The organism is Pseudogulbenkiania sp. AW2-16, assembly GCF_056824575.1.
In genome coordinates this window covers 1,951,635-1,963,936 of sequence record NZ_CP157668.1, presented here as the reverse complement: position 1 = coordinate 1,963,936, position 12,302 = coordinate 1,951,635, and the positions used below count along the sequence as shown (strand labels likewise).

The 12,302-nt window shown below is 64.6% G+C and carries 9 protein-coding genes, 2 pseudogenes and 2 riboswitches; of the genes and pseudogenes, 4 read left to right on the top strand and 7 right to left on the bottom strand.

The features are described 5' to 3' along the window. Window positions 1–269 precede the first annotated feature (269 nt). From ABKF58_RS09590 to gluQRS, 6 genes and pseudogenes are all read right to left on the bottom strand, one after another. The gene (locus ABKF58_RS09590; protein ID WP_482584242.1) at window positions 270–1,556 is read right to left on the bottom strand and encodes an isovaleryl-CoA dehydrogenase; all 1,287 of its coding nucleotides are present in this window, start codon (window positions 1,554–1,556) and stop codon (window positions 270–272) included. An 82-nt stretch (window positions 1,557–1,638) separates the two neighbouring features. After that, window positions 1,639–1,896 (bottom strand): annotated as a pseudogene (locus ABKF58_RS09585) (DNA alkylation response protein); the annotation flags it as partial. A gap of 192 nt (window positions 1,897–2,088) precedes the next feature. Then, entirely contained in the window at window positions 2,089–4,944 is a 2,856-nt protein-coding gene (gene gcvP / locus ABKF58_RS09580; protein WP_482584241.1) for an aminomethyl-transferring glycine dehydrogenase, read from the bottom strand. A gap of 98 nt (window positions 4,945–5,042) precedes the next feature. Next, the gene (gcvH, locus tag ABKF58_RS09575; protein WP_008954982.1) at window positions 5,043–5,429 is read right to left on the bottom strand and encodes a glycine cleavage system protein GcvH; all 387 of its coding nucleotides are present in this window, start codon (window positions 5,427–5,429) and stop codon (window positions 5,043–5,045) included. A 96-nt stretch (window positions 5,430–5,525) separates the two neighbouring features. Then, a complete protein-coding gene (gcvT, locus tag ABKF58_RS09570) occupies window positions 5,526–6,614 on the bottom strand; it encodes a glycine cleavage system aminomethyltransferase GcvT (protein ID WP_008954981.1) in 1,089 nt (362 codons plus the stop codon). A 31-nt stretch (window positions 6,615–6,645) separates the two neighbouring features. Further along, a riboswitch (glycine riboswitch) is annotated at window positions 6,646–6,753 on the bottom strand. Window positions 6,754–6,772: 19 nt separating this feature from the next. Beyond that, window positions 6,773–6,868: riboswitch (glycine riboswitch) on the bottom strand. A 139-nt stretch (window positions 6,869–7,007) separates the two neighbouring features. Beyond that, window positions 7,008–7,911, bottom strand: a pseudogene (gene gluQRS / locus ABKF58_RS09565) (tRNA glutamyl-Q(34) synthetase GluQRS). A gap of 84 nt (window positions 7,912–7,995) precedes the next feature. Here gluQRS and fdxA point away from each other — a divergent pair. Then, entirely contained in the window at window positions 7,996–8,319 is a 324-nt protein-coding gene (gene fdxA / locus ABKF58_RS09560) for a ferredoxin FdxA (protein ID WP_008954979.1), read from the top strand. Between the two features lie 214 nt (window positions 8,320–8,533). Here the strand turns inward: fdxA and ABKF58_RS09555 are convergent, their stop codons facing one another. Continuing rightward, complete coding sequence (locus ABKF58_RS09555; RefSeq protein WP_150105087.1) at window positions 8,534–9,679, bottom strand: sensor histidine kinase; 1,146 nt, start codon at window positions 9,677–9,679, stop codon at window positions 8,534–8,536. A gap of 200 nt (window positions 9,680–9,879) precedes the next feature. On the opposite strand from ABKF58_RS09555, the gene ABKF58_RS09550 reads away from it, so the two are divergent. The 3 genes from ABKF58_RS09550 to cheY are packed head-to-tail and all read left to right on the top strand — an operon-like array spanning window position 9,880 to window position 12,279. After that, window positions 9,880–10,824, top strand: coding sequence for a chemotaxis protein (locus tag ABKF58_RS09550; RefSeq protein WP_008954977.1), 945 nt, complete (start codon window positions 9,880–9,882; stop codon window positions 10,822–10,824). Between the two features lie 47 nt (window positions 10,825–10,871). After that, the gene (locus tag ABKF58_RS09545) at window positions 10,872–11,840 is read left to right on the top strand and encodes a chemotaxis protein (protein ID WP_482584240.1); all 969 of its coding nucleotides are present in this window, start codon (window positions 10,872–10,874) and stop codon (window positions 11,838–11,840) included. 49 nt (window positions 11,841–11,889) lie between these two features. After that, window positions 11,890–12,279 carry a chemotaxis response regulator CheY gene (gene cheY, locus ABKF58_RS09540; RefSeq protein WP_014088171.1) on the top strand — a complete coding sequence of 130 codons (390 nt, stop codon included), beginning with the start codon at window positions 11,890–11,892 and terminating at the stop codon, window positions 12,277–12,279. Window positions 12,280–12,302: the final 23 nt, after the last annotated feature.

The window sequence follows — 12,302 nt, the reverse complement described above, 5'->3', positions numbered from 1 at the left end:
AGCGGATCGGCCAGTGCGCTCCCACCAGCGCGCCAGTTCGGCCGCCGGCGGCATCGCGGCGTGCACGCCGCCCTGCAGCGGGCTGTGCCACGCCGGCGGTACCGCCATGGCAGGGGGTCGATAGTCCGGACCGACGGCGCACGCCGTCGCCAGCAGGGGCATGACAAAAACGGCACCACGCCGCCACGCGCGGCCGGCCGTGGGCCGCACGCCCTGGCCCGCGCCCGCCCCGCTCCGCTTAGGCGCCTCCCCCATGCGCATCCACCCGCTCAGGCCGACAGCGCGCGGCGCACGATCGGCGCCAGCGCCAGCGTCGACGGCAGGCTGCCGAAGCTGCCGCCCCAGTCCTCGCCCAGGCGCGAGGCACAGAACGCCTCGGCCAGCGCTTCCGGCGCGTGGCGCAGCAGCAAACCGGCCTGCACCAGCAGCACCATGCGCCGCACCAGGTGACGGGCGTCGGCCTCCGCCACGGGGCGCTGCAGCTGGTCGCTCAGGCGCCCCAGGGCATGGCGATAGAGCGGGTGACGTCCCGGCACCTGCGCCAGCTCGGCCAGCAGCACCTCGCGCGCGCGCGGATGCTTGGCGAGGGTGCGCAGCACGTCGAGGCACATCACGTTGCCCGAGCCCTCCCAGATCGAATTCACCGGCATTTCGGCGTAGGCCCGCGCCGCCACGCTTTCCGCCATGTAGCCGTTGCCGCCCAGCGCCTCCATCGCTTCCGCCGCCAACTCCGGACCACGCTTGCACACCCAGTACTTGCCGGCCGGCACCAGCAGCCGGCGCAGCAGCGTTTCGCCCTCGTCGTCCGGGGCGTCGGCGGCGCGCGCCAGGCGCAGGGCCAGCGCGATGGCGGCCTCGGTCTCCAGCGCCATGTCGGCCAGCACGTTGAGCATCAGCGGCTGCTCGATCAGGCGCCGGCCGAACGCGCGGCGATGGCGGCAATGGTGCACCGCCTGCGCCAGCACCTGGCGCATCATGCCGGCGCTGCCCAGCAGGCAGTCGAAGCGGGTGTGCCCGCCCATTTCCAGGATGAGCGGCACGCCCCGCCCCTCCTCGCCCAGTAGCACGGCGTAGGCGGCGTCGAACTCGACCTCGGCCGAGGCGTTGGAACGGTTGCCGAGCTTGTCCTTGAGGCGCAGCAGGCGCACCGCGTTGCGCGTGCCGTCGGGCAGCCAGCGCGGCAGGAAGAAGCAGGACAGGCCGCCCGGCGCCTGCGCCAACACCAGGTGGGCGTCGCTCTGCGGCACCGAGAAGAACCACTTGTGACCGCTGAGGCGGTAGCTGCCGTCCGCACACGGCTCGGCACGCGTGGTATTGGTCCGGACGTCGGAGCCGCCCTGCTTCTCGGTCATGCCCATGCCGACCAGGCCGCCGTGCTTCTGCGCGAGCGGCAGGTCGCGTTCGTCGTAGTCGTGGCTGCACAGCGTCGGCAGCCAGTCCAGCGTCAGGCCGGCGTGCTGCGACAGCACCGGGATGGCGCCGAAGGTCATGGTGGTGGGGCACAGCGTGCCGGCCTCGACCTGGGCCTGCAGCAGGAAGGCGGCGGCGCGCGCCACATGGGCGCCAGTGCCGGGGCTCCTCCCACGGCGCGCAATGCAGGCCACGCTCGACGATGCCGCGCATCAGCATGTGCCAGGCGGGGTGGAACTCCACCTCGTCGAGCCGAAAGCCCTGAGCGTCGAAGCCGTGCAGCAAGGGGGGATAGCGATTGGCGAGCCGACCCAGCTCGAAGCTGTCACGCCGCCCCAGCAGCGCGCCGCAGTCGAACAGCGGCTCGCGCGCCCACGCCGCGCCCTCGCGCACCACCCCTTCCTGCAAGGCGACATCGCTGCTGAACAGGTTGTAGTCGACCAGAGGCGGCGGCTGGTTCAAGACTTCGCGGGCTGACGGGGGCATGCAGATTCTCCTGGCGGAGCACGCTGGCCGAGGGTGCGCCGGCCACCATGTCCTTTTGCAGCCTAGACCCGCCACCCGCCCCCGGCAAGCAGCAGACCGGCAAACAAAAACGGCTCCCCGCGATGGGGAGCCGTTTGCCGTCAAAGGTTGGCCGAAGCGGTGCGACACACCGGCTGCGACAGCGCCTGACGCTTACTCGTACTCTTCGACCGACGGGCAGCTGCACACCAGGTTGCGGTCGCCGTAAACGTCGTCAATGCGGTTCACGCTCGGCCAGAACTTGTTGTCCAGCACGTACGGCAGCGGGAAGAAGGCCTCGTCGCGGCTGTACGGACGGTCCCAGTCGGCGGCGATGTCGGCCTTGCTGTGCGGCGCATTCACCAGCGGATTGTTGTTGAGCGGCCAGACGCCGTTCTGCACCTTGTCGATTTCCTGGCGGATGGCCACCATCGCGGCGATGAAGTGGTCCAGCTCGGCCTTGGATTCCGACTCGGTCGGCTCGATCATCAGCGTGCCCGCCACCGGGAAGCTCATGGTCGGGGCGTGGAAGCCGTAGTCCATCAGACGCTTGGCCACGTCCACCTCGGTGATGCCGGACGCCGCCTTGAGCGGACGCAGGTCGATGATGCACTCGTGCGCCACGCGACCGTTGCGGCCGGTGTACAGCACCGGGTAGTGCGCCGACAGGTTCTTCATCAGGTAGTTGGCGTTCAACAGCGCCATCTCGGTGGCGTGCTTCATGCCTTCCGCGCCCATCATGCGGATGTACATGAAGGAGATCGGCAGGATCGACGCGGAACCGAACGGTGCCGCGGCAACCGCGCTCTGGCCGGCCACGGCGCCCGGTACTTCGGACACCACGTGGTTGGCCATGAACGGCGCCAGGTGCGACTTCATGCCGATCGGACCCATGCCCGGGCCGCCGCCGCCGTGCGGGATGCAGAAGGTCTTGTGCAGGTTCATGTGCAGCACGTCGGCGCCGATGTCGGCCGGGCGGGTCAGACCCACCTGCGCGTTCATGTTGGCGCCGTCCATGTACACCTGGCCACCGGCCGCGTGCACGATCTCGCAGATTTCCTTGATGCCTTCCTCGAACACGCCGTGGGTGGACGGGTAGGTGATCATCAGCGCGCCCAGGTTGGCCGCATGCTGCTCGGCCTTGGCACGGAGATCGGCCATGTCCACGTTGCCGTTGTCGTCGGTCTTCACCACCACCACCTGCATGCCCAGCATCTGCGCGGTAGCCGGGTTGGTGCCGTGCGCGGATTGCGGGATCAGGCAGACGTTACGGTGCGCTTCACCACGGCTGGCGTGGAAGCGGCGGATCGCCAGGATACCGGCGTATTCGCCCTGCGCGCCGGAGTTCGGCTGCATCGAGATAGCGTCGAAGCCGGTGATGGCCAGCAGCTGCTGTTGCAGCGCCTCGATCATTTCCAGATAGCCGGCGGCCTGATCGCGCGGGGCGAACGGGTGCATGTTGGCGAATTCCGGCCAGGTGATCGGGATCATCTCGCTGGTGGCGTTGAGCTTCATGGTGCAGCTGCCGAGGCTGATCATGGAGTGGTTCATCGCCAGGTCGCGGTTTTCCAGCTTCTTGAGATAGCGCAGCATCTCGTGTTCGCTGTGGTGGGTGTTGAACACCGGGTGCGACAGGATGGCGGATTCGCGCTTGAGCCCAGCCGGAATGGCGTCGGCAGCGACGGCATCCAGTGCGGCAACGTCGGCCGGCTTGCCGGTGAAGATCTCGATCAGCTGAGCCAGGTCGGCTTCGCTGGCGGCTTCGTGGAAAGCCACGCCCAGCACGCCGTTGCCGGCGTCGCGCAGGTTGATGCCGGCAGCCAGCGCGGCGGCGTACACCTTGGCCGCATCGGCGCCCAAGTCGACCTGCACGGTGTCGTAGAAGCGGTCGAACACCAGCTTGCCACCAGCCGCCTTCACCGCGTGGGCGAAGATGGCCGCCAGGCGATGGATGCGCGCGGCGATGCGCTTCACGCCCTCGGCGCCGTGGTACACGGCGTACATGCCGGCGATGTTGGCCAGCAGCACCTGCGAGGTACAAATATTGGAGTTGGCCTTCTCGCGGCGGATATGCTGCTCGCGGGTCTGCAGCGCCATGCGCAGCGCGGTCTTGCCCTTGGCATCGACCGACACGCCGATGATGCGGCCCGGAGCGGAGCGCTTCATCTCGTCCTTGAACGCGAAGTAGGCGGCGTGCGGGCCGCCGAAGCCCATCGGCACGCCAAAGCGCTGGGTGTTGCCCACCGCCACGTCGGCGCCCATTTCGCCCGGCGACTTCAGCGCCACCAGCGCCATCACGTCGGCCGCAACGATGGCCAGCGCGCCCTTGGCCTTGACCGCGGCGATGTACGGGGTCAGGTCCAACAGTTCGCCGGATTCGCCCGGGTACTGGAACAGCGCGCCGAAGTAGTCGCCGTTGCCGGCCTCTTCCGGATGGCCCAGCACCAGTTCGAAGCCGAAGTACTCGGCACGGGTCTTCATCACGTCCAGCGTCTGCGGCAGCACGCGACTGTCGACGAAGAACTGCTCGGACTTGGACTTGGACACGCGGCGCGCCATAGCCATGGCTTCGGCGGCGGCAGTGGCTTCGTCCAGCAGCGAGGCGTTGGCGATTTCCAGCCCGGTGAGATCGATGATCATCTGCTGGAAATTCAACAGCGCTTCCAGGCGGCCCTGGGCGATTTCGGCCTGGTACGGGGTATAGGCGGTGTACCAGCCCGGGTTTTCCAGCACGTTGCGCAGGATCACGCCCGGGGTGAGCACCGGGTAGTAACCCAGGCCGATGAAGGATTTGTTCACCACGTTCTTGCTGGCGACCGCTTTCAGGTCGGCCAGCGCGTCGGCTTCACGCTGCGCCGGCGGCAGGTCCAGCGCGCGGTTGAAGCGGATGTTGGCCGGTACGGTCTGGGCCACCAGGTCCTCGAAGGAGCCGGCGCCGACGTAGGCCAGCATCTCGGCCTTCTCGGTCTCGCACGGGCCGATATGGCGTTCGATGAATTCGTTGTGGTTAAACAGGGTAGAGAGTGTCATGTTGCAAGTATCCGGATGCAAGAGGACTATGGGCCGGCGCCGCCGGCCCCATAAAACAAAAGCCTCGCGCCCTGGGACGCGAGGCCGGTTCGGCTCGATCAGGCGCCGATTTCCTGGGCGTACTGTTCGGCGTTGAGCAGCTTGTCGAGGTCGGCGACATTGCTCGGCTTGACCTTGAAGAACCAGCCCTGGCCGTACGGCTCGCTGTTGGCCAGTTCCGGCGCGGCTTCCAGTTCACCGTTCACGGCCACCACTTCGCCTTCGATCGGCGCGTACACGTCGGAAGCGGCCTTCACCGACTCCACCACGCCAGCCTGTTCGCCGTCACCCAGCACGGCACCCACTTTCGGCAGCTCGACGAACACGATGTCGCCCAGCAGTTCCTGGGCATGTTCGGTAATGCCCACGGTCACGGTGCCGTCTGCTTCCAGGCGCAGCCATTCGTGGCTGGATACGTATTTCAATTCGGCGGGGATTTGGCTCATTACTGCATCTCCAATGTAGAAAAGGTTGATGACGGGGCCTTGCCGCCCCGTCCGGAAGCGGGCCTGGCCCGCCTCCACTCAGTCCGGATACTCGGCTTAATTAAAGACTTTTTTGCCGTTGCGAACAAACGGCATCTTGACCACGCGCACCTCGGTCAGCGTGCCGCGCAGATCGACCTGGGCGGTCTCGCCGGTCGCAGCCGGTACGCGGGCGATGGCGATGGAATGCTTCAGCGTCGGCGAGAAAGTGCCGCTGGTGATGACGCCTTCGCCGGCGCCCTCGACCACCACCTTCTGCCCCTCGCGCAGCACGCCGCGCCCTTCCAGCACCAGGCCGACCTGCTTCATCGCGACGCCGGCGGCTTTCTGCGCTTCCAGCGCCTGACGGCCGATGAAGTCGCGCTCGGCCGGTTCCCAGGCGATGGTCCAGCCCATCCCGGCCGCCAGCGGCGACACGGTCTCGTCCATGTCGTGGCCGTACAGGTTCATGCCGGCTTCGAGACGCAGCGTGTCGCGCGCGCCCAAACCGATCGGCGCCACGCCGGCCGCCAGCAATTCGCGGAAGAAGGCCGGCGCCTCGGTGGCCGGCACCATGATTTCCAGGCCGTCTTCGCCGGTATAGCCGGTTCGCGCAAAGAACCAGTCGCCTGCAGGCAAGCCCTGGAAGATTTTCAGAGATTTAATAGCGTCTGCCAGCGTCGGCTTCACCGAGCACACTTTGGCAATGGCGTTGGGGCCTTGCACGGCCAGCATGGCCAGATCGCGACGCACCTTCAGCGTCACATCGAAACCGGCTTTCTGCTGCTCCATCCAGGCCAGGTCCTTGTCGGTGGTACCGGCGTTGACCACCATGCGGTAGCCGTACGAAGTCAGATAGACGATCAGGTCGTCCACCACGCCGCCGTCGGCGTTGAGCATGCCGGAATACAGTGCCTTGCCCTCGAAGCCCAGCTTGGCGACGTCGTTAGCGATCAGCTTCTGCAGCCAGGCCTTGGCGTCCGCACCGGTGATGTCGATCACGGTCATGTGGGAGACATCGAACATGCCGGCGTCGCTGCGCACCTGCTCGTGCTCTTTCAGCTGCGAGCCATAATGGATGGGCATTTCCCAGCCGGCAAAATCGACCATCTTGGCGCCGGCGGCGAGGTGTTCGTCAAACAGGGGGGTACGTTTCGGGGCCGTCATGCGGAGTCCTTCAGGGTGCGTTCATCCTTCTATACACCCCTCTGTCCCTACACCTGAGATTTTCCGACTGGTGCAGCACCAGCCGTTAGCCCCTTCGGTGGGCGCCTGGAACCAGGCGCCGCTCTCCAGATTCGGCGGGCCGCCCATGGAACGACGGCCCGATCCTCGCAGTCCTTTTGCCTGAGCGATTGCGGGTGCACTTGCGCCTTCGGCGGCGGCCGGCTTGCGCGGCCACTCTCTCCTGCTAGATGGGGCAAGATTATCGGCGCTGGCCGCCGGTCTGGCAAGCCGCACGCGGCTGCATGCCGCGATTATGTAGGCGCAGCGCCACGTTACTTCCCCACACAATAACCAACAGCAGCCCTTCCCCGACCAAGTTGGCCGAAGCCCGGCTCACACCGTCACCGGCCCGGCCGGCACCTTGTCCAATGACCAATGCCCGCGCGCCCAGGCCCACAACTCGGCCAGGCTGCCGCATTCGTTCGGCGGCACATGCCCGAGACGCTGCAACGCACGGCGCAGCTCCGCTGCCGCTGCCGCCGGGGCAATCGCCGGCGCCAGCGTCTGCTTGGACAGCTTCTCGCCGGCCGCGTTGACCATCAGCGGCAAGTGGCAGTAACTCGGGGTAGACACTCCCAGCGCCCGCTGCACGGCGATCTGGCGCGGCGTCGACACCAAGAGGTCGGCGCCGCGCACGATATCGGTGACGCCCTGCGCGGCATCGTCCACCACCACCGCCAGCTGGTAGGCCCAGAAGCCGTCGGCACGCAGCAGCACGAAATCGCCAATGTCGCGCTCCAGATCCTGGCGGTACTCGCCCTGCAAGCGATCGACGAACACCGTCTCGCCCGGTGCCACGCGTAGCCGCCAGGCACGGCCGGCGCGCCCCGCCACGCAGCCGTTGCGGCAGGTTCCCGGGTAGACGTAGCCGTCCACCCCGCGGCGGGCGTGTGCCGCGATCTCCTTGCGCGTACAGCCACAGGCGTACGCCAGTGCCATCGCGGGCCAACTGGTCCAGCGCGGCGCGGTACAGCTCGTGGCGCCGGCTCTGGTATTCCACAGCGCCATCCCACTCGAAACCCAGCGCCTCGAGCGTCTGCAGGATGGCCGAAGCAGCGCCGGCCACCTCGCGCGGCGGGTCGAGGTCCTCCATGCGCAACAGCCAGACGCCGCCGCGCGTGCGCGCCTCCAGATAGCTGCCGACGGCGGTGGTCAACGAACCGGCATGCAATAAACCGGTCGGACTGGGGGCAAAACGGCCACGATAGGGCAAGGAGGGAGCGAAGCCAGACATCATCGGAAAACAGCCGGGAAAATCAAATGATGGCAAAATTGGCTAGACTGTTGAGTGTCAGCGCCCAAATCGCCAAAGGAAAATGCAATGGCCTACGTTGTAACCGAAGCTTGTATCAAATGCAAATACACCGACTGCGTCGATGTCTGTCCGGTCGACTGCTTCCATGAAGGCCCCAATTTCCTCGCCATCGACCCGGACGAATGCATCGATTGCACCCTGTGCGTCGCCGAGTGCCCGGTCGAAGCGATCTACGCCGAAGAAGACGTGCCGGCCGACCAGTTGCATTTCATCGAGATCAACGACCGGCTGTCCAAGGTCTGGCCGGTGATCGCCGCCAAGAAGGACCCCCTGCCGGATCACGAAGACTGGGCCAAGGTCACCGGCAAGACCCAGTATCTGGAAGAATAATTAAGGGGCCATCAGGCAAAACCCTGCTGGCGTTATTGCACTCGCATGCGAATCCTTCGCCGGACAAATCCCTGCGTGCCAATCTTTGAATTGGCTCAGCGATGGATTTACACGCAGAGATTGGCCCGGCAAGCCCTCGCCATCCTGCCTGTACGGTGCACACACCACGACCAGTGCCCATAGCCGTGATCGCGGGGACGGCAAGCGGCTCGGCTCACGCTAGCGGCAGCCGCACCTCGAAGCAGGCGCCCCCGCCCTCGCGGTTGCCCGCACACACGCTGCCGTGCAGTTCCTCCACCACTTTCTTGACGATGGCGAGCCCCAGCCCGGTTCCCCCGGAGCGCGTGGTAAAGAACGGTTCGAACACCCGCTCCAGCAACTCGTCGCCCAGCCCCGGGCCCTCGTCGACCACGCATAGCCGCACTGCGCCGCCCTCCAGCCGGGCGCCCAGCTCCACGCACTGGCCTTCTACGGAAAAGTGCAGCGCGTTCTCCAGCAGATTGACCAGGATTCCCACCAGCGCCTTGCGATCTCCCGCCACCCGCACCGGCTCGCCCAGCGCAAAGTCACAGTCCAGCCGCACCGCCCGCGCGGCGTAATGAGGCTGCACCACGGCACGGACTTCTTCCAGCAACCCGGCCACGTCCAGCAGCTCGAGCTCGCTCACCTGCCCCCTGACGAAGCTCAGCATGTTCTGGATCAGCCCTTCCAGCGCCTTCAACCGGGCCAGGCTCTTGTCGATGAAGCGCTCTCGCTCCGCCTCGCCCAGACTCGGCTGGCGCAGGTTGGCGGTGTAGAGCATGGCGGTCGCCAGCGGGGTACGCAGCTGATGCGCCAGCGACGCCGCCATGCTGCCCATCGAGGCCAGTTTCTGCTGCTGCGCCAGCTCGCTCGAGAGCTGGTGCAGGTGCGTGACGTCGTGCAGCAGCACGATCTGCCCGCCCAATTCCGGCAGGTCCTGGTACTGCAGCGTGATGCGGCGCGGTGGCTGCTCGCCACAACGCGGTAACAAGAAGGTGTTATCAATGTCGGTCGGCTGGAAGCCGGCCAGCACCTCCGGCCATGACCGTCCCCGCACCGACGCCCCCAGCATCGCCTCGGCGGCGGAGTTTTCAGTCTGCACCCGACCATCGACCAGCAACTCAACCACGCCGGCCGGCAGCGCCTCCAGCAACATGCCGAGCCGCTCGGCCAACGCCGCGTTATTCGAGAGTTGACGCCTAAGCTCGTTATTGGCCTCGTCCAGTTGCGCATTCAGCACATTGACCTGCCCCTGCAGCTGGTTGTAGGCATCGATCAATTGGCCGGAAACGGCATTGAACTGGGCAAACGCCTGCTCCAGTGTTTGCTGGTCGTGCAAGTTTGAAACAGTTTTTGTCATTCACCACAACACATTTGTAAAAACTGATTAATCAGTATGATAATTATCCAAACCGGTTAAGCCAATCTGGGGTACATTTGCCGTAATGGACGGAGCCAGTGGCCCCCGACACCCCTAATAACGGGCGTATCGACACTCCAAACGATACTCCCAAAAAACATGATGCAGCGGAGGTTTCCGTGTCAGAACTTCTTAAAAAGATTGATGCCCGCACCAAGCTCGCCGGCACCAACAAGCTCGAAATCCTGTTGTTCTCCCTCGGAGAAGATCAACGAACCGGGCGCAAGGAAGTTTTCGGGATTAACGTCTTCAAGGTGCGCGAGGTCATGCGCACACCTGAAATCACCTCCGCGCCAGAAATGCCGTCTTCCGTGGAAGGCATGGTCAGCCTGCGTGGCGCACTCGTGCCCATCATCGATCTGGCCAAGTACGCCGGCATCGTCACCGAGAAGAAACCCGAAATCATGATCGTGACCGAATATAACGGTCACACCCAGGGGTTCCTGGTCGAGGCCGTCGACACCATCCTGCGGCTCGACTGGTCGGCCATGCGCGTGCCACCGGAAATGATCACCAACCGCATGGGCGGGCTAGTCACTGCCGTAACCGAGCTCAACAACACCCTGGTCATGATGATGGACGTCGAGAAAGTCCTGGCCGAGACCTCGCTCACCGACGACGCCCATCACTTCCTGAACATCGAGCCGATCAAGGAAGAGCGCATGATCTTCTTCGCCGACGACTCGGTCGTCGCGCGCAAACAGATCGAACGCACCCTGGAAGCCATGAACGTCAAGTACGCCTACGCCATCAACGGCATGCGCGCCTGGGACGAACTCCAGCGGATGGCCGCCCAGGCCGACCTCTCCGGCCGCAAGCTCTGTGACATCGTCAACCTGGTACTGACCGACGTGGAAATGCCGGAAATGGACGGCTACATGCTGACCAAGCTCATCAAGAGCGACCCGCGCTTTGCCGGCATTCCGGTGCTGATGCACTCCTCGCTGTCGGGCAACTCCAACCAGAAGCTCGGCGAATCGGTCGGTGTCGACTCCTACGTTTCCAAGTTCGAAGCCCAAAAACTGGCGATCAAGCTGCGCGAAATGCTGCACATCGGCAAGTAACGCACCACTGACGACCGCACTCAAAAAGAAATCGGGAAAGGTTTGACATGCCAGCCACCGACGCTACCCTGCTCGCCAATATCGATGCCCGCACCAAGCTGGTCGGCTCCAACAAGATGGAGATCCTGCTGTTCTCGCTGGGCACGCGGGAAACCTTCGGCATCAACGTCTTCAAGGTCCGCGAAGTATCGCAGACCCCGACCATCACCAAGACCCCGAACATGCCGTTCGGGGTGGAAGGCGTCCTCTCGCTGCGCGGCAACATCATCCCGATCATCTCGCTCGCCCGCTTCATCGGTGCCAACGATCCGGCCAAGAAGTATGAAACCATGATTGTCACCGAATTCAACAAAAGCACCCAGGCCTTCCTGGTCGACTCAGTAGACCGCATCATCCGCGTCGACTGGGACAAGGTGCGCTCACCCGACAACATGATGTCGGGCAGTGCCGCGACGGCTGGCGAAGTGGCTTCGGCCAGCGGCATGAACCTGATCACGGCCATCACCGAACTGGAAGATGGCAAGCTGGTATCGATTCTGGACGTGGAACAGATCCTGGCCAGCGTGGTGGGCGAGCCGCGCCTGCCCGAGCTGCCTACCGCCCAAATGGAAGCCGATCAGTACGTGTTCTTTGTCGACGATTCGGTGGTGGCGCGCAAGGAGATCACCGGCGTGCTGGAAAAGATGCGCATCAAGTTCCAGCAGGCCAGCAATGGCCGCGAAGCCTGGGAACGGCTGCAAGCGCTGGCCAATCGCCACCAGGGCGATGCCGCGCCGCTGCACGACACCCTCAAGACCATCCTGGTGGACGCCGAGATGCCGGAAATGGACGGCTACGTGCTGACCCGCCTGATCAAGTCCGATCACCGCTTCAACGGCATTCCCGTCGTGATGCATTCCTCGCTGTCGTCCAACGCCAACCGCGCCATGGGCTCCAGCGTCGGCGTCGATGCCTACGTCGCCAAATTCGACCCTGCCGTGTTGGCCGAAACCCTGATTCCATTCCTGCAAAGGTAGTCGCTACAATAGCGGCCAGGAATCATTGACAAATTCAGGATAACCCTCGATGGCAGACAAGAATCTTCGCTTCCTTGTAGTGGACGACTTCTCAACCATGAGACGGATCGTACGCAACCTCCTCAAGGAACTCGGATTTACCAACGTCGATGAAGCGGAGGACGGCCAAGTTGCCCTTCACAAGCTCAAGACACAGCATTTCGATTTCATCGTTTCCGACTGGAACATGCCCAACATGACCGGAATCGAGCTGCTGAAAGCGGTACGCGCCGACCAGCAACTCAAGCCCCTGCCGTTCCTGATGATCACGGCCGAGGCCAAGCGTGAGAACATTATCGAAGCTGCCATGGCAGGGGCAAGTGGCTACATCGTCAAGCCGTTTACTGCCGCCACGCTGGAAGAAAAGCTGAACAAGATCTTCCAGGCAATAAACAAATAAGAACCATTGCACGGCTTGTCGGG